Source organism: Spirosoma panaciterrae DSM 21099 (assembly GCF_000374025.1).
GTDB lineage: Bacteria > Bacteroidota > Bacteroidia > Cytophagales > Spirosomataceae > Spirosoma > Spirosoma panaciterrae.
Genome location: NZ_KB893187.1, coordinates 115,377 through 136,629 on the forward strand (window position 1 = coordinate 115,377; position 21,253 = coordinate 136,629).

General features: G+C 48.1%; 16 protein-coding genes and 1 pseudogene. 7 read left to right on the top strand and 10 right to left on the bottom strand.

The genetic code is table 11. The features are described from left to right. The first annotated feature begins 77 nt into the window (after nt 1-77). The 3 genes from B153_RS0117765 (at nt 78) to B153_RS0117775 (ending at nt 2,133) form a co-directional block, all read left to right on the top strand. The gene (locus tag B153_RS0117765; RefSeq protein ID WP_020598089.1) at nt 78-536 is read left to right on the top strand and encodes a DUF2452 domain-containing protein; all 459 of its coding nucleotides are present in this window, start codon (nt 78-80) and stop codon (nt 534-536) included. A gap of 91 nt (nt 537-627) precedes the next feature. Next, nucleotides 628-1,452 carry a 1,4-dihydroxy-2-naphthoyl-CoA synthase gene (gene menB / locus B153_RS0117770; RefSeq protein ID WP_020598090.1) on the top strand — a complete coding sequence of 275 codons (825 nt, stop codon included), beginning with the start codon at nt 628-630 and terminating at the stop codon, nt 1,450-1,452. A gap of 237 nt (nt 1,453-1,689) precedes the next feature. Then, nucleotides 1,690-2,133, top strand: a complete 444-nt coding sequence (locus tag B153_RS0117775; RefSeq protein ID WP_026262242.1) for a response regulator — start codon at nt 1,690-1,692, stop codon at nt 2,131-2,133. On the opposite strand, the gene B153_RS0117780 is transcribed toward B153_RS0117775, so the two are convergent. From B153_RS0117780 to lepB, 4 genes are all read right to left on the bottom strand, one after another. Continuing rightward, a complete protein-coding gene (locus tag B153_RS0117780) occupies nt 2,102-2,506 on the bottom strand; it encodes a hypothetical protein (RefSeq protein WP_020598092.1) in 405 nt (134 codons plus the stop codon). The two genes, B153_RS0117775 and B153_RS0117780, sit on opposite strands and share 32 nt — an antisense overlap. A 118-nt stretch (nt 2,507-2,624) precedes the next feature. After that, complete coding sequence (locus B153_RS38015; protein ID WP_169518487.1) at nt 2,625-4,502, bottom strand: sensor histidine kinase; 1,878 nt, start codon at nt 4,500-4,502, stop codon at nt 2,625-2,627. Nucleotides 4,503-4,723: 221 nt separating this feature from the next. Continuing rightward, nucleotides 4,724-7,363 (bottom strand): TonB-dependent receptor, encoded by a 2,640-nt coding sequence (locus tag B153_RS0117790; RefSeq protein WP_020598094.1) that lies wholly within the window; start codon nt 7,361-7,363, stop codon nt 4,724-4,726. Between the two features lie 345 nt (nt 7,364-7,708). After that, on the bottom strand, nt 7,709-8,878 hold the full coding sequence (gene lepB / locus B153_RS0117795; RefSeq protein WP_020598095.1) for a signal peptidase I: 1,170 nt from the start codon (nt 8,876-8,878) through the stop codon (nt 7,709-7,711). 208 nt (nt 8,879-9,086) lie between these two features. On the opposite strand from lepB, the gene bla reads away from it, so the two are divergent. Further along, nucleotides 9,087-9,992, top strand: a complete 906-nt coding sequence (gene bla / locus B153_RS0117800; protein ID WP_211221688.1) for a class A beta-lactamase, subclass A2 — start codon at nt 9,087-9,089, stop codon at nt 9,990-9,992. 24 nt (nt 9,993-10,016) lie between these two features. Here bla and B153_RS0117805 read toward each other — a convergent pair whose 3' ends face one another. From B153_RS0117805 to B153_RS0117820, 4 genes are all read right to left on the bottom strand, one after another. Further along, on the bottom strand, nt 10,017-10,742 hold the full coding sequence (locus tag B153_RS0117805; RefSeq protein WP_020598097.1) for a hypothetical protein: 726 nt from the start codon (nt 10,740-10,742) through the stop codon (nt 10,017-10,019). A 256-nt stretch (nt 10,743-10,998) separates the two neighbouring features. Continuing rightward, a complete protein-coding gene (locus B153_RS0117810; RefSeq protein WP_020598098.1) occupies nt 10,999-11,808 on the bottom strand; it encodes an SDR family oxidoreductase in 810 nt (269 codons plus the stop codon). Beyond that, nucleotides 11,805-12,248: a hypothetical protein gene (locus tag B153_RS0117815; protein WP_020598099.1), complete on the bottom strand. Its 444-nt coding sequence runs from the start codon at nt 12,246-12,248 to the stop codon at nt 11,805-11,807. The genes B153_RS0117810 and B153_RS0117815 overlap by 4 nt, the downstream gene beginning before the upstream one ends. A 67-nt stretch (nt 12,249-12,315) precedes the next feature. Continuing rightward, entirely contained in the window at nt 12,316-13,173 is an 858-nt protein-coding gene (locus tag B153_RS0117820) for a sigma-70 family RNA polymerase sigma factor (RefSeq protein WP_040761620.1), read from the bottom strand. A gap of 91 nt (nt 13,174-13,264) precedes the next feature. On the opposite strand from B153_RS0117820, the gene B153_RS0117825 reads away from it, so the two are divergent. Then, nucleotides 13,265-14,581 carry an aminotransferase class V-fold PLP-dependent enzyme gene (locus tag B153_RS0117825; protein WP_020598101.1) on the top strand — a complete coding sequence of 439 codons (1,317 nt, stop codon included), beginning with the start codon at nt 13,265-13,267 and terminating at the stop codon, nt 14,579-14,581. Between the two features lie 57 nt (nt 14,582-14,638). On the opposite strand, the gene B153_RS35390 is transcribed toward B153_RS0117825, so the two are convergent. After that, the gene (locus tag B153_RS35390; protein ID WP_211221689.1) at nt 14,639-15,418 is read right to left on the bottom strand and encodes a hypothetical protein; all 780 of its coding nucleotides are present in this window, start codon (nt 15,416-15,418) and stop codon (nt 14,639-14,641) included. A gap of 208 nt (nt 15,419-15,626) precedes the next feature. Here B153_RS35390 and B153_RS0117835 point away from each other — a divergent pair, with 208 nt between their 5' ends. Beyond that, nucleotides 15,627-16,946 carry a hypothetical protein gene (locus B153_RS0117835; protein ID WP_020598103.1) on the top strand — a complete coding sequence of 440 codons (1,320 nt, stop codon included), beginning with the start codon at nt 15,627-15,629 and terminating at the stop codon, nt 16,944-16,946. 158 nt (nt 16,947-17,104) lie between these two features. Continuing rightward, a complete protein-coding gene (locus B153_RS0117840; protein ID WP_020598104.1) occupies nt 17,105-20,710 on the top strand; it encodes a T9SS type A sorting domain-containing protein in 3,606 nt (1,201 codons plus the stop codon). Between the two features lie 273 nt (nt 20,711-20,983). Here B153_RS0117840 and B153_RS0117845 read toward each other — a convergent pair. Then, a pseudogene (locus B153_RS0117845) lies at nt 20,984-21,253 on the bottom strand (IS5 family transposase); the annotation flags it as partial.

The following is a 21,253-nucleotide window of genomic DNA, read 5'->3' on the forward strand; positions in this document are numbered from 1 at the left end:
TGTAAATATGCGTTATTTTTTGTCATTCAACGACAGCAAACAAAGACGTTTGCCGGGCGGTTACCCAATTAACAAATATGGAAGAAGCGAAAGTTTTTATTAATCCGATTTCACCAGATAAAGTTGCTGAATCGCCTGGGTTACTGGCCTACGCACACTCGGTCGGCGGAGCTATTATTCGCCCCGAAGACAAAGGGAAAATTACTGGGCGGGCTGTAGCGGCTATGCGCGAGCAAACCGATATGCAGCTCAGCCAACTGTACAGGCAGATGCAGTTACTGGCCGAGCAGGCTACGGCGATTCGGAACCGGGTCGAAATATCAGAACGGATATATGCCGCCCAAATGAGTTTTGAGCCTGTGGTAGGGCATACCTATTACTTCTACCAACGTAAAAATGGCACGGACCTTCTTTCGATGGTGGCGCCAAACGAATGGGGCCGCAAGTTTCCGTTTGAGCGTTGCCTGGCCACGGTCCGCATGATGGCCGATCATACCTGGGATGTGCAGTATCACGAAGTTTCATTTAATGAGTGAAAGAGTGAAAGAGCGAAAGAGTGCTAGTGCGGAATTCCGGCTTTATTTTCTCTCTCGCTCTTTCACTCTTTCACTCTTTCACTCTTAATTTATGACGAGTAACTACCCTTGGGAACCCATTAAAGAATACAGGGAAATCCTGTTCAGCTATTACGACGGGATTGCTAAAATCAGTATCAACCGCCCACATAAGCGCAACGCCTTCACGCCACTGACCGTTAAGGAAATGTCGGAAGCTATGGAGATAGCCCGGCAGGATGAACGGGTTGGGGTCATTATTTTAACAGGTGAAGGGGGAGAAGCTTTCTGTTCAGGGGGCGATCAGTCGGTACGTGGGCATGGTGGCTATGTTGGTGAAGATAAAGTGCCACGCCTGAACGTACTCGATTTGCAAATGCAAATCCGACGGATTCCGAAGCCGGTCATTGCCATGGTAGCCGGTTATGCAATTGGGGGCGGGCATGTGCTGCACGTTATCTGCGATTTGTCGATTGCTGCCGAAAATGCCCGCTTTGGACAGACTGGCCCCAAGGTCGGTTCGTTCGATGGCGGATTTGGGGCCTCGTTCCTGGCGCGCGTGGTTGGCCAGAAAAAGGCCCGCGAAATCTGGTATTTGTGCGATCAGTACGATGCACAGGAAGCGCTGGAAATGGGCCTGGTCAATAAAGTAGTGCCCCTTGAGCAACTGGAGGAAGTGACTATAAGCTGGTGCCGGAAAATTCTTGAAAAAAGTCCTATTGCCATTCGTATGCTGAAAGCGTCGTTCAATGCCGAACTCGACGGGCAGGCGGGTATACAACAGTTGGCCGGGGATGCTACACTGCTCTATTATTTGTCGGAAGAAGCCAAAGAAGGGAAAGACGCGTTTCTGGAGAAGCGCAAACCGGATTTCAGTAAGTTTCCAAAATTCCCATAAACGGAAAAGGTTTGCGCCCTACGGTTTACAATAAACGCATACGGTCCAGTTGGGCTGTTGAAAACCGCAGGGCGCAAACCAATCAGTTACTTTCTGGCTAATAATCCGTCTCTGATATGGTCGATCACTAAGAATGTCATAGCTTTGGCGTAAAATTTAAATTTTATCCGGGACATTCAGGGGCCACTTTAGTTATGTATGAATAGCTTATGATTCATACTTTGGAAATCTCAACTTATGACAACATCATCTCTACCCAAAAGTGACCCGAGTCGAGTAGTGTATTTAGTAGACGATGATGAAGAGGATACCATTCTGTTTGAGATGGCTATCCATGAAATTATTCCCAACTGTCGATTACGTATTTTCTACAATGGCCTGATTCTTCTGGAGGTTCTGGCCGATCCGGCAGCCAAACCCCATTTGATTTTTCTGGATATGCATATGCCGTATCCCGATGGGCTGGAAATCCTGATGAACCTCAAAATAAATCGGCAATGGGCTGATATTCCGGTTATTATGCTTACCGGTGTAGAAGATGTCGATAAAATATCACTGGCCTATCAATTAGGTGCTCAATCGGTTATTGTAAAGCCGTCTACCCATAGTCAGTTACTGGACGTTGTTATCAGTATTCGGGAGTACTGGTTTAAGACAGTTCGCCTTCCGGGTCAGGCTTAAAGGGGATTACGTGCTGTTCGATATGTTCGAGGGATTTCAGATAATCCTTAAGTTCCTGCTCACTACCGAATAGCTTGGGCTCTTTTACGGGCAGTTTCAATTTCAACGGCATTTTGACCAGGTCTTCATATTGGCCAATTGGCTTCAGTTCATACACGGCAGTAGCTACTTTCAATTCGTAGACATCTACCGGTTGATCGATTACACTCATTTCTTCCAGACGGCCATCAAAGAAAATGCGTTCAATCTGAGCCTCGAAATACGGGTAGGTAGGGCCTTTCTCATCCTGACGTCGTTGGCCGTGTTCCTGATTGACATAAACAACAGCACCAACTTTGAAAGGAAGCTCAATGGGCGTAAAGGTAATCGTCATAACGGTAAGAAATTGGAGGTTTCAAGATGGCTATCGTGTGTGCGACGGTCAAAGATAGAGTATAAGACATATATGCTTCAGTGAATGAATGAATAATTATATGCGTTTTGTGAAATTGTTAATCTGATACAGGTAGCGTAATTGTAAACTCGGTAAACTGTCCGTATGTGGTAGACATAGTTAATGTTCCACCATACCCTTTGGTAATGATATCGTAGCTTAGAGATAAGCCTAGCCCAGTACCCACGCCGTTAGGTTTGGTTGTGAAAAAAGGTTGGTATATTTTATCCCGAACCGATTCCGGTATACCTGTGCCGTTGTCCCGGATCGATAGCATCATTTGGTGGCCCCTCCAGGCTGAATGCACCCGTAACTCCGGTTTATACCCAGTTGGGCTCAACGCAAGTTTTTGCTGAAGAGCATAAAAGGCGTTGTTGTAAAGATTGCTCAAAACCCGGCTAATTTCCTGTTGTACCACATTGATCGGCCTTAAGGTAGCGTCAAAATCGGTAGAGATTGAAACTTCGAATGGAGAATCGTTGCGTTGGAAGGTATGGTAGGCCAGCCGTAATTGTTCTTCCGCCAGGTTATTCAAATCGGTTGGCTCTTTGTGGCCGGTAACCTTTCGGCTGTGTTCGAGCATGCCTTTTACAATCGCTGAGGCCCGCCCGCCATGTTGGGTGATTTTTTGGAGATTCTGTTTCAAATCGGCTAATAATTCAGCTTGCAGTGCATCGACTTGGGCGGCTTCCTGCTGAACCTCCACCAACTCATCAATCAATTCTGCCGATACTTCCGAAAAATTGTTTACAAAATTTAAGGGATTCTGGATCTCGTGGGCGATACCTGCCGTTAGTTCGCCTAGGGCTGCCATCTTTTCCGATTGAATGAGTTGGTTTTGAGTCATCTTTAGTTCACTCAGCGTACTCTGAAGGGCTTCTTTCTGATCGTGCAATTGCCGATTTGTCCGCATTCGGAGCCGGTTTGAACGGATGAGCGTAATCGAAAAGGCGAGCAACACGAACGCCAGGCCAACCAGAACAAACACGAGCTGGCGTTGCTGTCGGGCATCCTGTTCGCGAAGTTTACGTTCGGCAACCAACAGCTTTATCTGAGCTTCTTTCTTTTGACTGGCTTGCCGAAATTGAATAGCAGCCAGTTGACGAGCCGTTACTTCGGCAGCCAGACTGTCTTTGTAAGCCGTATACTGGACATAGTAATTATAGGCCTTCGCAAAATCACCCCGTTGCGCAAACCTCTGGCTCATTTCTTGGCTCGAATCCCGGATTTTCTTTTTTGCGGTTAACTTAATCAGCTCGGATGCAGGTTGTCCGCTTTGCTGAACCAAGCTATCGAGCCAACGCTCTGTGAAATGTATGGGAACGGGTATGGTAAACTGGGCAGATTTTTCGGGAGTAAATCGTTGGTAAGACAGATTGGGGCGAACCGCCTGAAATGGGCCATTTAGTAAGACCTCGCTGTTAGACTGAGAGAATCGCCCTCTGGGCGTACTTCCGTTAAACCGGGTATTAACAGTTGCCTGATTCATACTGGTACTTAAAGCACGTAGAACAGGTAATAAACGGTTGCTGTTATCGCGCTTCATCAGATCGCCTACCGTTGACATAGCCCAGCTCACCGCTCTAAAGTCAGATAATTGGGTCGCCATGTCTACCGCTTTTGTCAGGGCCGTATTGGCCTCCTGAGTTTGGTTAATCTCTTGACTTTGAATACTACCAAGCTGACAAAGTGCCACAAGTTGGCTTGCCTGATCATTGAGTTGACGGGCCGTTTGTAGGAGGGAGTCGGCCGTGGATCGATTCAGTAATCGATTGTTTTGTTGCAGACTTTTTCGCAACCATTTAATCTGGGCAATCGAAGCGGGGGACGGGGGTAAGCTGTCCGTCCGACTTGCCTGCGCTACCCCATTGGGTACAGCCTGCAAAAAGATAGCCAGGACTAGCAATAAGTGGCCTATGAAATACCTGACTTGCATAACGACTTCCGGACAATAGTAAATTGGAATTGATCAACGAAAGATAGAAAAATCCTATACAAAGTATGGCTGGTGAACTATTTACAAAACCAGGTGTAAGTGAGGGCACACTATTAAATCTTAATGCAGCAGAAGATTGGCTTATAGAATAAGGTACCCTTCTAAAGTGATTTGGCCCCAGATGGGGCCAAATCACTTTAGAAAGATAAATCGAATTGCGTCTAGGAACGGGGTCGGCCACCGCCAGCAGGAGCTGCCTGTTGCTGACCGTCGTTGCCGCCACCGCCTTCTCCTTTTACATCATCGTTTTCGATCGATTTTTTCCGTTTGCTATCGACGAACTTCATCTTACCAATTTTGTAGCTGAAGGTCAACCGAACTCCGGCATTGTAAAAACTGCTGATGCTGGATTGGCTCAGGATGGATGAGCTTGATTCTGAACGAACCGTAAAGGGGTGGTTCAGGAAATTCTCAGCAACGAGGCCAATGCTTCCTTTTTTCTGGGCGATGTCTTTCCGGAAACCGATGTTATAGAAGGCAAACGAACCCTGATAGCCCTGTAGCTGAATACGGCGTCCCATCATGCCGCCACCACCCTGAAGGCCCCAGCCGTTGCCGATGGTGTAGGTGCCGAAGAGCCGTCCGCCCAGTACCCAGCCCGAATTGGAGGCTGCATAAATTGGGTTGGCGTTGTTGTTGGTCAGGTTAACATGCATCAGATCGAAGCCACCATTGAGCTGAACTTTCGAAGAGAGGTTGATATTACCAAAAACGTTCATGCCGTAGGTATCTTCGTAGCCGACATTCTGGTAATTAGTCCGAATAGCCGTTTGCGCCACATTGTTTACCAGTACCGTAGCCGTGTCGCGAACGCTGGTGATTTCGTTGTTGGTCCGGCGCACAAAGAGGGATGTGGTCAGATAAACGGCTTTCAGAGGCATCGACAGACTCAACTCAACATTGTCGGTCAGTTCGGGCGATAGGTATGGGTTCCCCTGGCTAATGTTGGTTGGGTTCGATGCGTTGATGTTCGGGTTCAGAAATTGAATACCCGGACGTTGAATCCGACGGTTATAGGCCAGTTTCAGGGTTTTGTTACCTTTCAGGCTTTTTGAAATATTGATGCTTGGTACCAAATTCCCATAGTTCGACAGCGAAATGGGTGTTCCCGTTTGCTCGGAACCAAATCGGGCATCGAGCAGGGTATATTCATACCGCGCACCAGCTTTCAGAGTGAATTTTTTAGGCAGTGCGGCTGTGAGCGAAGCATAGGCACCCAGAATCTGCTGTTGATAGTTCAGTGAATTATTTTGCCGGGTATTGTCTACCACATAATCGCCCGTTGCCCCCTGAGCAATGAAATAGGTGTAGTCGCTGTTGACCTGCCGAATAATCCCTTTGCCGCCAAATTCCAGCAGGGTTTTCTGGCTCAATGGGGTCTGGTAATCAATCTGTAAGGTCGATTCCTTGTTCTGGCTGGGGTTATCGTTCCGCTGCCGCGATAGGATGGTATGCATATCCGTTGCATTGAGCAGATCGGCCGTAAAATCATTCTGGCGGTTGTTCTGGCTATACAGGCCCAGAATGCTCAGTTCCTGCTGCGGTTTGTAGGTTTTGGTGTACGTGACGTTGGCGTCCAGGTTGCCGTTTATATCTTTCGTGGATACGTCTCGTAAATTCAGAACGGGGTTGCTTACTCCCGGCAAATAGGTGGTGGTCAGCAGGCCGTTTTGCGTCGAGGTTCCGTTGCGGGCCCCGTAGCGTACGCTAGCCGTTAGCGAGGTGTTTTTGTCAATGTCATAATCCCAGCCCAACTGATAGTTGCCAAACAGCCGTTGCGTAAGCGTATTCGCATTTTGAATCGTGACCTGATTCCCATTCGCGGTTTTGGTAGTCTGGGTGTTTTCAAATTCTCCTTTTACGTTGTACTCGGCCCGACCAAAGCCGCTAAGCGAAAAGCCCATTTTACCCGTACGGTAGTTGGCGTTCAGACCAAGGTTCGATCCCCGGTTGCCCACACCGCTATTTACGTCAAGCGTCAGGCCCTGCAAAGTCGTTTTCTTGGTCACAATGTTGATGATCCCCCCCGAACCTTCAGCATCGTACTTAGCCGATGGGCTGGTGATGACTTCTACACTCTTGATCATATCGGCCGGAATCTGCTTTAGCGCATCGGCTACACTGGAGGCCACAATCGTACTGGGTTTGTTGTTGATGAGCACCTGGATATTGCTGCTGCCCCGCAGGGTCAGGTTCCCGTCGAGGTCAACGGTCAGCATGGGCACTTTCCGCATCACATCCGACGCATCGCCCCCTTTGGTGGTTACGTCTTTTTCGGCGTTGTACACCAGGCGGTCTACCTTTTCCTCAATCATCGATGCCTGACCCGTTACCGTGGCTTCGGCCAGTGTGCGCACATCCGGGGGAAGATTTACAACCCCCACATTGATTTCGGAGCCTTTGGCAATCGTGATCGGAGCCGACAGTCGATTTTTATAGCCAATGAAGGAGTACTGAAGTTTGTAGGTACCGGGTGCCAGTTTGGAAAGCGTAAACTTCCCTTTTTCATCGGCGGTAGTTCCATCGATGGGCTTATTGGTTTGGGTATTGATCAGGGCAATGGTGGCGTATTCGACAGGCTTGTTGGTCGTAGAATCCATCAGGATGCCTGAAATCTTACCGTTTCCTTTGGGCTGGGTGTCGGTATCGGTTCCGGGGATGAATGTTTTTTCTTTTTTCTGGCCAAATCCATCCTGACTGCCAGGGCCGCCAAATCGGCCACCACCGGGGCCACCGCCACCAGGGCCAAATTGAGCAAAAGCTGTAGTGCTTATAAGCAGTAAAAGAAGTATTTTTTTCATGGTAGTACTCCGCTGTAGTGAGGTGCTTTTTTCGTGAGGGCGAAATTGCGACGCAGCGTAGTTGCCAGAAAATGAATGTTGCCGAATGCCCGATTTTAGGTGGTGGATCGGGGTTTTTGAGCTACAAGGATAAATACGATTGGTTTTAGGCAGGAAAACGAAATAAATGCGAAATTGTCAAAGTCTGTTATTGTAAGGCATTGACTGTCAGTCGTTATAAATAACAAATGCCGGAATCCTCCTAAGCGGTTCCGGCATTTGTTATTTATAAGTATATCTACTGAGTAGACTAATTCGAAGATGGGAGCGACCCATAGAAGAAATCGGCTCCGATCGACTACGTTCCTAATCGATTAATCGAAATAAGCGATTCCAGCGGATTTTGTGCCATGCGTCGGCCGGAACCGGATCAATCGACATCCAAACGAAAACAGCTTTGCCAATGATGTGGTCGGAAGGAACAAAGCCCCAATAGCGCGAATCTTCCGAATTGTGTCGGTTGTCGCCCATCATGAAATAATAGCCTTGCTTAAACGTATAGGACGTAATTGGCTGACCGTTGATGCGAATGGCTGAGGAGGTTACCTCTACTTTTTCATTGCCTTCATAGCGTTCAATAACTGGGCCATACAGGGCAATGGTTTTTTGGTTTATGGGAATGGTCATGCCCGCTTTAGGAATTTTGAGTGGCCCGAAATTGTCCTGATTCCACGCGAAGGCTGAACTGCCATAAATACCCGGTCCTGCCTGACCAGCAGGTTCGGTCATGGGTTCGATGCCTTTTACCCAGTCGAAATCGTGGAATTTGGCAATCCTATCCTTCGTGGTATTGACCCGGTAACCGACCAGTTTATACGTTTTCGTGGTGTCGTTGTATACGGCAAGCGGTTGCCAGTTGATGAACGGCCCTTCTGCTGATTTGAAATCGTTGACGATGTCGTATTTTCGAAAAAAGCGGTCATCAAGCTCTTCGGTCGTTTTGACAAAGTAGGTGGTTTGTGCCCGTTCGGGGGTGGGCATGACTTTCCCGTTTACGTACACCTGTTCCTGCCGAATTTCGATTACGTCGCCCGGTATCCCGATGCATCGCTTGATGAAATCGGTTTTCAGATCAGTCGGGTAGTCGGTCTCACCCGTTTTAGGAGGTGGGTAATTGAAAACGACTACATCCCCATTCTTTACGGTGGTAAAACCGGGTAATCGGTAGATAGGTAACTGAATCGCTTTGCTGAACGACGGAATGTCGGTACCCCATATTTTCTGATGGGTAAGGGGGACCTGCAAGGGCGTTTTGGGCGTCCGTACGCCATAATGAAGCTTACTGACGAATAAATAATCACCGACCATCAGATCACTTTCCATCGATGGAGTCGGTATGGCAAAGGCTTCAAAGGTGAGGAATCGGATCAGTGTGGCGGCAATGACCGCAAACAGGATGGAGTCGAGCCATTCCCGAAGGACTGACTTTTTGGGTTTAGGCGCTTTTGCTGTAGTCTCAGTTTTCTTGCCAAACATAGAAAGTGTATGAATTAGGGTAAATGACGACGGGTGCCTGTAATAAACGATTGAATGAGTTGCCGAATAATGAAAGATACGGACAAGTCGTAGGAGGTCGTAACTTTTTTTACATGGATGGCTAAATGGCAGGCTGACCGTTGAGAGCCGGAGAGTTATGGCTAATTTTCCGATGGATTTACCTTGAAAAATGACTGTACATAAACCTGTGTTTAGACCTTATCTCCTCATTGTGATGGCGCTGTTTAGGGCTTTTTCCACGAGCGCCCAGGTTAAGAAACAAATGACTAAATCGGTCGATCAACTCCGTAGTCAGATCGAGCAGATTGCGCGGGATGCCCAGGGCCGTGTAGGGGTTGCGGCTACGTTGCTGGAAACGGGCGAATCGGTCGGGTTTCACGAGATGGAGCAATTCCCGATGCAAAGTGTGTATAAGCTGCCCATCGGTATGGCTGTACTGCATCAGATTGATCAGAAAAAGCTGGCACTAACTCAGGTGGTTCATGTGACCCAGAGCGACTATATAGCTGACCGCCAGCATAGTCCCATACGAGATAAATTCCCTCAGGGCGTCGATATACCCCTTTCTGAACTGCTTCGGTATGCAATTTCAGAAAGTGATGGGTCGGCCAGTGATGTGTTGTTGCGGATGGTCGGTGGATCGCAGGTCGTGATGTCGTATCTGAAAACACTGAACGTGACGGAGATGATGGTTCTGAATACGGAGCTAGAAATTGGAAGCGATAATGCCGTCCAGTACCGAAACTGGGCAAAACCAGCCCAGGCTGCCAGCTTATTACGAGCGGTTCAGGAAGGCAGAGGGCTTTCCAAAACCAGCCATGCCTTCCTGCTTCATCTACTGACCGATACCCAAACGGGTCTTCAACGGCTAAAAGGATTACTACCTTCCGGGACTACAGTGGCGCATAAAACCGGAACTTCCTGGACAATCGACGGAATAACAGCCGCCACGAACGACGTAGGGATCATTACCTTACCCAATGGACGTCATATTGCCCTTGCCGTGTTCGTTTCCGATGCCAAAGCCGATGCGAAAACGCGTGAAGCCGTTATCGCCCGGATTGCCAAAGTTGCCTGGGATTACTGGCAATGATATTCAATGGAGTATATGATAATCCTATTTAAAGTCAGCCATTTCTCGACAAATGTCGGCCATGCTTTTAAGCTTGAATGAAGTATTTATTTCAAAAAGATTATCAGGTACATCAGTTTGCTTCAATGTCGTAGCCGTAAGTTGAATTAGCCATCCATATTCGCTAATAGGAAATTGCAAAGGCGTACCCGGCAACTCGAATGCAGAATCAAAAAGTTTACTCATTGGAATATTAATGGAAGTACTTACTATGGCTTCGGGTAGTGCTCCTCCATACTCTTGCCCTCCTTTGAGCTCTACTTTTTCTGTATCTAGGTTAAACCATTTTATATGCTGACTAACCTTATTAACTGCGAAACTTTTTATAGCCCCAAACTGACTTCGCTTGTTCTGTAATTGTTGCTCTTCTTCATGAGTCATAAAAATTGCAGATTTGTCAACTCTAGCCCAAATGGGCTCAGAATGTTCACTGAATAAGTAAGTCCCTTTTTTATTCCAAATTTGAATCAATTTTTCAGTGACGGATTTGTTCAATCTATTGAAGCGCCAAATTTCAATTCGGAGTAAGTCATCTTTCTTAAAAACGACAACTTTTGATATAATATAAGCAGCAGGGATGGACTCAAGCCGACGTATAGTATCCGCTTTATAAGTCAATACACCTTCACGGAAAGGTGTTTGTGCTTTTAAGGGATACGAGATTATCACAACCAATTGGCAAATGTGTATTAATACCTGAATCCGTTTCATTTAAAAGATTTGTATGTATAATTTTTACAAATGTATATATAAAATCAATAATTTTTAATTTCAACTAATAGTGCCTAAAGCGCTAAATTAAAATGGAAATAAAGATTTGGTCAGTCTGGCAAGAGCATATCAAACGAGTCAAATGCGAATAGAATGGAACCAGAAAAGGGGGCAATTCAGAGCTGGTTCGGGGAAGAGTAACCAGATAGTTATCTTTCTGGCTACTCTCGGGCAGGCAGAGCCAAAGCCCGCACTATCAAGCCGAAGGCTTGCCGTACATCTCCTCCAGATAATCATCCCAGGTTTTTGATCCTACAGCCCTTTCCGGGCACGTGTTATAGCCTTTGGCGATCGCGCTCATGAGGGCTCCCAGCGAAGGAATCGGAAGAACGGGTTTCGATATATGTCTATAAGTCATCCATGAATGAGCCAGCGTATGGAAGTCGAGCACCTGCGGCCCTCCCAGATTTAGGATGGTGTTCTGGTTTCCGGCCAACACCAGTTCATAGAGTTTTTGTGCTACTGCATCGACATGAATGGGCTGAGCCAGTAGCTTTTCGGGCAGAAAGCCAATGGGAAATTGCATCAGCTTATTAATGAAATAATCGATCAGGTTGTGAAACTGTGTAGCCCGCAGAATAGTATACCGAACCTGACTGCTCCGAATCAAAGCCTCCGAGTCCAGCTTGGCCCGGTAATACGAATACGGTATTTTATCGATCCCCACGATGGAGCAGTAAATCAAATGCTTGACATCTGACTTAGGGATGGCGTTCAGAATGTTTCGGGTAAGAACGGATTCGAAAGACTCCCGGCCAATTTTTCCAGGTCCACTAGCCAGATGCAAAACCGTATCGACACCCACCAGCGATTCGGCCAGCCCTTCGCCTGAAACCAGATCCACATGCGTCCAGGTAGAAGCAGACGATTGATTAACCATACTGTACGACTCCGTTTTGACCGGATGCCGACTGCCGATCCGATAATCAACCTGATTATTCTGTAGCCAGTTGGATACTGCCGAGCCGAGAACCCCCGTACCGCCAAGAATTAAGACCGTATTCATAAATATTGAGTTGAGTGTTGTTGATGACCAGAATTAGGCTTATACAGCAGGAGTGGGATGAGCAATAGAACACTTAGCGAAAGCGTCACTACATTGCCAACCTGATCGGCTGCGGAGAGCATGTGCAAATGTTGTACGTGATACCCTAGATGGGGTACATTGAAAAGAAGCAGGCAAAGCGCTACGGCTTTGGGGGTTACGATTCCTGGGGCGACAAGGGCCAATGAACTGAGGCCGGTTAAGGCGAGAAAAAAAGCGCCGACATCGCGGATCAGATGCTCATTGTACGGACCATCGACGGCAACCCAAGCATGCCCGAAGCCTGGAAAATGATGATAAAAATCGACGGGCATACCGAGGGCCCAGATGCCAGGGATGCTGTTGACCAGGGTAAAATAGAGCAGGAGCGCCTGTACCCAGCGGGGGTGTTTTTGTACCATATGCGTGAAACCTGAGAATTGTTTCGCGCAAGACAAACCACCCTTTCATTTTGTGACAGACGTTGATTTATTTTTTTTGAAGGTGAGTCAGTTTGTCGGGGTTGCGGAGGGAGAAAATGTGGCCAATGCCCTGTTCGTCAATGTCCAGCACCATAACCGTCGTCAGGGTTTGTGTGTCACGATCAGAAAACAAAAAGGCAATCGATCCATTGATCAGCGCCAGTCTGGCGGTTAGTTGTGGCCCTCGTTTGTCGAGTATAGATCGGAGGTAGCGCTCCACCACGGTACGACCAAACAACGGATTGATGGCCGTAGGTACTTTGCCTCCGCCATCGGAATAAAGCACGACATCCGTCTTTAGTAACTGCATCAGGCTGTCGATATCGCCTGTGGCACTGGCCTTCGAAAAAGCGTCGAGCAACGTTTGCTGCTGATCAGGATCGAGCGTAAACCGACGGCCTGAACCCGCTACTTTTTCTTTTGCCCGATGATAAAGCTGGCGGCAATGGGCTTCCGTTATATCGAACTGATCCGCCAGTTCGGAATAGGTCAGCTCGAAACTTTCTTTCAGCAGGAAAATGGCCCGCTCCAGGGGCGATAGTTTTTCCAGAAGCAACAAGAGGCCATAAGAAATATCCAGTCTGGCCTCCAGTACGGGGTGGGGGGATACGACAGGCTCGGGTAGCCAGGTGCCTTTATAGGCCTCCCGCTGGCGTTTGACGGCATTCAGGTGGTTGAGCGACGCATGTATCACGCTTTTGGCAAGATACGCTTTTACATCCTGAATGGATTCCGATGGCCGGCTGAGCCAGTTCGTCAACGTATCCTGAACAATATCTTCACTGGTCATAACTTCACCAGTCATTCGATACGCAATGGAAAAAAGGAGAGGGCGATACGCGTTAACTGCGTCTGTCGTTGGCATAGGCAAAACTAATCAGATTCTTTTCAACAGAATAACCGAAAAACCTGTAGATTTACCGATACAGCACTCATCCTCATATACATAAGCTACTATGTCGACCCGCAGAGCGTTCTTCCGCCAATCTGCAGCCGCAGCTTCCGGCGCCCTTACTCTACCGTCGTTTCTTCCTGAAACATTCGCCAGTCCGATCTCAACCGCCGATGCCGGACTTAAATCCGCTGCTGCATGGGCGAAAGATGAAGACTTCTGGGCCTGGGTAAAATCGGAGTATACGGTGTCGCCCAACCTGCTGAATCTGAATAATGGTGGAGTTTGTCCGCAGCCTAAAGTAGTACAGGATGCGCACATCCGGTTTTATCAGTACTGCAACGAAGCCCCGTCGTATTATATGTGGCGGATTCTGGATCAGGGCCGCGAGTCGCTGCGGGAAAAACTCGCCGACCTGGGTGGGTGCTCCCCCGAAGAGATTGCCATCAACCGAAACGCAACCGAAGGGCTGAATACGGTCATTTTTGGCCTGAATCTGAAACCCGGCGATGAGGTAGTGCTGACCAAACAGGATTATCCGAACATGCTCAATGCCTGGAAACAGCGCGAAAAGCGGGATGGGATCAAACTGGTTTTTCTGGACCTGAATCTGCCTAGCGAGAATGAGGATGCGCTGGCTGAACAATACATCCGGGCCTTTACCTCCAAAACGAAAGTGGTTCATGTAACCCACATGATCAACTGGATTGGGCAGGTGATGCCCGTTCGGAAAATAGCTGATGAAGCCCATAAGCGCGGCATCGAAGTGATTGCTGATGGGGCACACTCGTTTGCCCTGTTCGATTTCAAAATTCCCGATCTGGGGGCCGATTATTATGCCACCAGCCTGCATAAGTGGTTATGTGCGCCTTTTGGCAGCGGCATGCTCTACATTAAGCAAAATAAGATTCGCAATATATGGGCGCTGCTGTCCAACAACGAACCCGATGGCCCGGATATTCGCAAGTTCGAGAGTCTGGGTACGCGTTCGTTTGCCTCCGAAATGGCTATTGGCACAGCTATTGATTTTCATAACAGCATTGGCTCCGCCCGGAAGTTTGCCCGGGCGCATTACCTCAAAAATTACTGGATGGAACGGGTAAAGGATTTACCGGGTGTAAAAATTCATACATCGCTGAAACCGGAATTTGCAGGAGCAGTAGCGCTATTCTCCATCGATGGCATGAAGCCAGGGGAGATAGACGGCCAACTCCTGAACAAATACAAAATCCATACGACGGCTATCGAGTGGGAAAACATCAAAGGTGTACGGGTAACTCCGCACGTGTACCATACACCCAAAGACCTCGACCGATTGGTGACCGCCATTACGGCCATGTCAGAAAAACAGGCCCTGGCCGGAAAGCAAAAGAAAAGCTAAAACAAAGTCTCGCAACGAATCAGGTGGCGGGACTTTGTTTTAGGTGTATTCATGCGCCTAGGCTGACTCCTCACTCAGTTCCTGACCGAATTTGGCTACTAGTCGGGTCCGGGCATTTTCAACGACCAACTGAGAGCGTTTCCGGCGATTGGGCTGCCGAAGGAGGTAATAAAGAAACACGGTTGCGGCCAGGTAACCGACGAATAGACCATTACCGACAATTCCTAAAACGGCGGGCAAAACCAGCAATACCGCAAACAGTACAGAGCTACTATACAACGATTCGGTGAAAAGCCCGATCCGGCCAAATAGAAAATAGAAGACCCGCACCCATACGTACGTGTTCAGCACCAGAAACAGATTGAGCAGCCAGTAGGCCGATTGAGGTTCTTTCAGCAGGTGAATTGCGCAAAACAGGTGGAGGGTTGTGACAAACACATAGCTTGGGATCATGATCGCTTTCGAGCCCGATACGATTGGGGTTTGATAATACGACGTAGGTATATGACCTACTAAAGCTACGCCTGCTGCCATGAGTGCCCAGGTTTCGTTTCCGGTGAAGTAAGCAAACAGGCAACTGGCTAATTCCAGACAGCCCGAACCAATATGGATATAAAGAAGCATTCGACGCTGAATAGCCATGAAAAACTTGGGATGCGGTGGGTGGGTGGCGTGATAAGCCAGCACAAACACGTTGAGAAAAGCAGAGAGCCCACCCAGGCATAGTTTTTCAGAATGGGAAGGATTGACTGGCTGTTCGGTGAGAAAATGGAAACAGAAAAGGGTGGCTATGGTTAATCCGGCTACACTCAGATAATACACAAACGACTTCATCAAGGCTTTGTTGAGTACAACGACAACGATTTGTTGGCAAAACAAAGCGTTTCAGCCCGATAAACCAGCGTAAACCCTGCGATTTGACGGAGCAATGGCCTACCCATTGGGGTAGTTTTAGCTTCCTGACGCCAGAACTATCCATTCGGGTAGCTTTCGGGCGTGGTTGGGTCAATAGTTTTGCTCAGAAACGTTACTATTCTGCTTAACTATGAAGTACTCACGTCTTACTCTCGTTTTGATCCTCCTGGTGCTGGCCGGAGCCTGTTCCAAACCCGCTACTGATTTAAATCCAGCCGAAGATCCTACCCCTGTCAAAGCAACCGATGTGAATCTGGCGTCGCTGGATCAGGATGCGGTTGAATTCTACAAAGATATTGCGGTCATGGCCGAATGGTATGCCGATCATCCAACCGTTTTGAAAGCTGAACTTGCCAAAAACAGTGCTGAAAAGTACACCGATTCGCTCTATAATGATTTTGTAGCGGAGCTGGCATCGATGCAGCTCTACGACGAAAATGAAAAGCCAATTTCATTTTTTGACCTGGACGAAACCACCCGTCATAGCTTTTTGAAAGATTACGTGAAACTTGAAGCCAACTTCCTGGATAGCAAGTTCAAACTGGCGGCCAACGAACAGGCCGACGACCATATCGAGATGGTCAATGCCGCAGTGGATAAAACACTAAAGACATCCGCCTTTTCTGAAAACTTTGACTTTAATGCCGAAGCCGCCCGGGTGAAAGGCAATAACCCCTACGAGACGGTTGCCGCTGATATTCAGAAAACGCTGGGCACCGCACCGCCGAAAGTGGGGCTTGAGTCACAACCAACGACGGAGCAGGCTTTCCTGAAGTTTTTGGCCGACTCTGGCATTCTGGGATACAATGTGGTGACGTTCAATCCGGGCTGTTTTAACAATTCACCACAGAACTTTGTCGACAAGATGAGGGGTGAACTGCGGAGAGGACGCATACTGGTCTCTTTACCGGGGGGGTATATTACCGGCACACCGTTAGCCATCAATGCGGCCGGAAATTATAAAGATATTGTCGATGTGGGGCACGTAGCGATCATCAGTAAGGATGCTTCAGAAATTCCGGCCAAGATCGATAAGAGTTATGTGCTCTCGATCGGCACAAACAGTGAGAAGCATATGCACAATGAAGTACTGGGAGACGACTGGACCAATAAGCACGGGATAGCCTATTTGATGCAACCCATCGAAGTGAAGTATCACTACAAGCCCATAAAAGGCATTATTCCCTACTGGGAACGGTCACAATCGGATCTCGATAACTCGAAAACGTATCGGAAGATCACGACTGTTATGGATAAAAAATATTGTGACCCCTGGGAAATGGCGTATGCCAAATGGAAAGCACCTGATCGGTTTATCTGCAGCAGTTCGGCCTGGTGGGCCATTAAGGAGGCTCACGGTGTAGGGATTGGCAATTTCTATAAATCAACCATCTTCCCGGCAGGTGTGTATGAATCCAGTGATATGCGGGTCGTTGCAACGAGCTTTTAACGAAAGGGGCCAGTCGGACTCAGGCTATACGAACTGGTGAGACTGCCTGTCGTAAGCGACGGACTCGCTGTTCCTTACGGCTTCATCTTCCACGTAAACCGTGAAGTAGCCCATGCTGCTTCACGGTTTAACAGTATTCTTTAAATCGACTTAACGCAATGAAATATAGCTTCACAGCCCTGTTCATCCTCATAGGCCTGGCCCATTCGTATGGACAGCTATCGGCCGAAAATGACCCATCGCTTTTCCATTTTGGCACTCCTTTGCAGATGCTACACGGCGAATACCGTGGAAAAATTGATTATGCCGAGAGCTGCAATTCAACCAGCAAAGTGGTATCGATCAAGTTCAAAGATCATATTTATGTGGCCTGGACGGGGGTCTTGTCGAGTATCAATTTTGCCTGTCTGGGAAGTACACACCAGAAGGAGTTGGTAGAGGACGACAAATTGATCGACTATAATGTCTATCATGGTTTTGAGGATACGCTGGGCGGGTTTGCCTATTCGAATTACTCACCTGCCATGATCGTCTATCATGACTCGCTCTACATTTATTACAACAATCAAAAAGACAACAAAATCCATTACCTGGCCGTAGGGCAGGAGGGTACCGTTAAGGTGGCTCGTCGCGGGGTTATACCCAATTCGCCCGATAACCTGATCAATATCAACACGTTTTATTACCCCAGGGCCGATGCCGTTCTGTTTGTTGGGCGGGATAAAGATGATAGTCATATACGCTTTTTAGGCATTGGCAAAACAGACATAGGGCCGATCCAGATTCACTGGCCATTTCAGAAAATTGTTCTGGATATGAAACTGAACGAAACCTGCGTCGGAACTGTAGGTATCTGCGAAGCTACCAATGATCGGTACCTGCTTGCCTGGACGGGCACCGACTCGGGTCATCAGCTTAATTCTGCATTTCTGGATAAGTCGTCCTTTGCGCTGGCTGACAAGCATACGTATAATGATCACAGTTCACACATCGACGGGCCGCTGCTGTTCAGAAAAGACAATGTCGATGACAAGGATGTGCATATTCTGTGGCGGGGTGCTAACGATGATACGAAAGTGTGGCAGGGAGTGATCAACCTCGATAATAAAAACAGTTTTAAACAGTTCTCCCTGCCCACCAACATTGCCGTCGCCAACCTGACGCCCACACTGATTTCGCTCAATGAAATGATTACCTACATGATCTGGCCAACCGCCGATGGAACCGGGTTCATCAGTAGTTATTTCAATATCATGATGGCGAAAGCACTCGACTATCCGTATGAAGGCTGGATGGGGGCCTTGTTGAAAGATGAGCATACACTCAAAAACATGGTGATACCCGGTAGTAACAATGCCGGCATGAACGACGTAACCCAGGTGTCTAATGGAACCACTATTTATAGCGACCTGAAGATGCCGGATTTTGGCCAGTGCAATCAATGCGGGTTTGTGACCCAGCCGACCGATGTGAAAGCGCAGCTCAATATGGGCTATCGGTATTTGGGGCTCGATATTTCCAACTCTCATTATACGAAAATTGACATAGGCCCCTTCAAATTCTTTGATGACGAAAACGTACTGCACAACTCCGTAGAGCCAGTCGATGCAACCGCTTCGGCCTGTCTGGGCGAAGGATTGACCACCATACTTCAGACGGCCACCGATTTTCTGACGAATCATCCGAAGGAGTTCATCATCATCAATCTGAAGAACCTGAATCCGGCCATGTATTCGTTCTCCTCTATTATCGACGATCTGACCAAAACGCTTGCCCCGTTTAAAAGCAGGTTTTATCAGCCCGATAATGAAAAAACGTTTGCCGATCTGGTCAATAAGCCGATTCGCGCCTTTCGGGGGAAAATTATTCTGACCGCTACGGATGAACAGATCGCATCGAGGTTCGGCCTGATTCAGGATATTTTTGAAACCAGCACAAGTAGTCAGTACCGATACATTAACCCGACCAATACCCGCCCTGATCATCTGGCCACGAACCAACGAAATTTCTTCGCCAATTCGGCCTACACGGGTTCGTATAAGCGGATGGACTGGCAGGTTAACCTGAAGCAGAATAAGCTTTTGTGCGATATGCGGCCCCTGCAAAATTGCTTTCAGGCACCAAAACCGGGGTTGTGGCACCATATTTGGCACATTGCCAAATGTGCGGCCGATGTGGGTAAAATGGGGTACACTGTCTTTAAAGCCATTGCCGAACCCGAAGACCCCCGCAACCTGATCACGATTCTGGGCTGGATGATGAGCGCATTTGGTGAGAGTAGTATGTCAAAGGTGGATAAAGCAAATCGACTGCTGTATCCAACCCTATATGATTTGCAGAAGAGTGGGACCATCCGGCCCGGCAACCTGGTCAACATCATTTATACCGACGCGTCGGACTATCTGTATACGGACCTATGTATGCAACTGCTCACCGATTTCAATGAGTACGATGAAGTAAGTGTATACAACGGACAGATGCAGGTGTCCGATCAGCACCTGAGCGTGAGTTGTAGTGCCCCCAATTCAGGAGTTGCCTCGGTAACGGTACAGGGTGGCTACCCACCCTACAAATACCACTGGGTTTCGACCGGCGACACGACGGCGACCACCACCGGATTGACGGAAGGATACCATAAAGTGCGGATTACGGATGCGATGGGCCATCGCGTAACCCGTAATGTCTATGTGTCCATGAGTGCCTACGCTCACAGTGGATTGGCCAGCCGAAGCATGAGCAAAACCGAAGTGCAGCCCTATGGCCTGTCGAATCATTACGAAGCTGACTGCGACAACCTCATTGCCCGGGTAGAAAGTGATTATACGACAACTGCAGTAGCCGATACGCTTACCGCTTCGGTCTGGATTGACCCAATACAGGGAACGCAGTACGTGAAAAGGCATTATCAGCTTATACCCAGCCGAAACGCCAGCACCGCCAGTGCCCGAGTTACCCTGTATTTTACCCAGCCGGAATTCGACGCCTACAACAAGGCCAATACAACCTATAAACTACCGAAACAGGCCAGCGACTCTGTTGGTATCCGTAATCTGATGATCTGGCAGAAACCAGGCCGAAGCGCCGACAACAGCGGTTTGCTGAACTCGTATACGGGCAATGTTCGGGAGCTATTTCCTAAACCGTCCGATGTGGTCTGGAATGCGCTGGCCCAACGTTGGGAGGTGAGCTTTTATACCGAAGGTTTTGGAGCCTATTTCCTGACCACGTACAACAGCCAGCAACCGAATGAATGGATTAGTACCAACGCGTATATGCAAAAGGGCAAGCCGGTGGTGCAGTGGGAGGTCGTTGAAAAGGGAGTAGCGCAATACTACGTCGACTATTCGTATGACCGCGAACATTTCGAACAGGCCGGAGTGGTGACCAGCAAAGGCCGTGGCCGAAATACATACGAGTTTTACCACCAGAATTTGCCGAAACTGATTGATAGCTCGGGGCAGGGTATAGTGTATTACCGCATCATGCAGCTTACCTATAGTGGTGAGGTATCGTACAGTGAGATAATGCCCGTTGATTATTCGAAAGACCGTTCCTTGTTTGTCTATCCAAATCCCGTGGCCAGCGAATTGACCATTCAGAGCAATGCCGAAACGCAGGTAATGGTGTATGATCTAAGTGGCCGATCGACCACTACGGTCCTGCTTCAAAAAGGCAAGAACGTACTCCCAACGAATATATGGACGTCAGGGATGTACATTCTCCGAACGAACGACGGCGAATTCTATAAGATTATCAAACAATAGAAGCCTGGCTAAAACGGCCTGATTGATGTCTACTTTACGCACACAAAACGCCCATGTCTGCATTTACTTAGACATGGGCGTTTTGTGTGCGTATTCTTGTAATCTTTAAACAATCAGATATTGCTGGCTAATCCAGACAACTGTAAACAACAGCGACAGGAGGGCTAAGGTGGCATGGTAACGTTCATCTTTTACCTTAATCGCAATCACGCATAAAGTGAAGTGAATGCCTATGCGGATCAGATAACTGCTTCCTAAGAGTATGTTGGGAAATCATCTTTGGCAATAAGTCTCGATTCGTTGTAACATGATCTGGCTATTGGCCAGATACAGCCAACTGACCGAAGAAGATGCTGTATGCTCATAGTCTTTGACGATTCTCCGAAAATAGTTCGTCCAGGCAATGCTTCGTTCCACTACCCATCGTTTGGCCACCGGTACAAAACCTTGGGCTGATTCAGGCCGCGACGCTTTCTCAAAATCGATACTCCAACGGTCAAGCTCTTGAGCAAACACGCCGTTGTAGGCTTGATCGCCGAACAT

What these genes read in the sequence shown, in the direction of transcription:
- B153_RS0117765 (WP_020598089.1), top strand. Translation starts at nt 78, where the DNA reads ATGGAAGAAGCGAAAGTTTTTATTAATCCGATTTCACCAGATAAAGTT.
- menB (WP_020598090.1), top strand. Translation starts at nt 628, where the DNA reads ATGACGAGTAACTACCCTTGGGAACCCATTAAAGAATACAGGGAAATC.
- B153_RS0117775 (WP_026262242.1), top strand. Translation starts at nt 1,690, where the DNA reads ATGACAACATCATCTCTACCCAAAAGTGACCCGAGTCGAGTAGTGTAT.
- B153_RS0117780 (WP_020598092.1), bottom strand. Translation starts at nt 2,506, where the DNA reads ATGACGATTACCTTTACGCCCATTGAGCTTCCTTTCAAAGTTGGTGCT.
- B153_RS38015 (WP_169518487.1), bottom strand. Translation starts at nt 4,502, where the DNA reads ATGCAAGTCAGGTATTTCATAGGCCACTTATTGCTAGTCCTGGCTATC.
- B153_RS0117790 (WP_020598094.1), bottom strand. Translation starts at nt 7,363, where the DNA reads ATGAAAAAAATACTTCTTTTACTGCTTATAAGCACTACAGCTTTTGCT.
- lepB (WP_020598095.1), bottom strand. Translation starts at nt 8,878, where the DNA reads ATGTTTGGCAAGAAAACTGAGACTACAGCAAAAGCGCCTAAACCCAAA.
- B153_RS0117805 (WP_020598097.1), bottom strand. Translation starts at nt 10,742, where the DNA reads ATGAAACGGATTCAGGTATTAATACACATTTGCCAATTGGTTGTGATA.
- B153_RS0117810 (WP_020598098.1), bottom strand. Translation starts at nt 11,808, where the DNA reads ATGAATACGGTCTTAATTCTTGGCGGTACGGGGGTTCTCGGCTCGGCA.
- B153_RS0117815 (WP_020598099.1), bottom strand. Translation starts at nt 12,248, where the DNA reads ATGGTACAAAAACACCCCCGCTGGGTACAGGCGCTCCTGCTCTATTTT.
- B153_RS0117820 (WP_040761620.1), bottom strand. Translation starts at nt 13,173, where the DNA reads ATGCCAACGACAGACGCAGTTAACGCGTATCGCCCTCTCCTTTTTTCC.
- B153_RS0117825 (WP_020598101.1), top strand. Translation starts at nt 13,265, where the DNA reads ATGTCGACCCGCAGAGCGTTCTTCCGCCAATCTGCAGCCGCAGCTTCC.
- B153_RS0117835 (WP_020598103.1), top strand. Translation starts at nt 15,627, where the DNA reads ATGAAGTACTCACGTCTTACTCTCGTTTTGATCCTCCTGGTGCTGGCC.
- B153_RS0117840 (WP_020598104.1), top strand. Translation starts at nt 17,105, where the DNA reads ATGAAATATAGCTTCACAGCCCTGTTCATCCTCATAGGCCTGGCCCAT.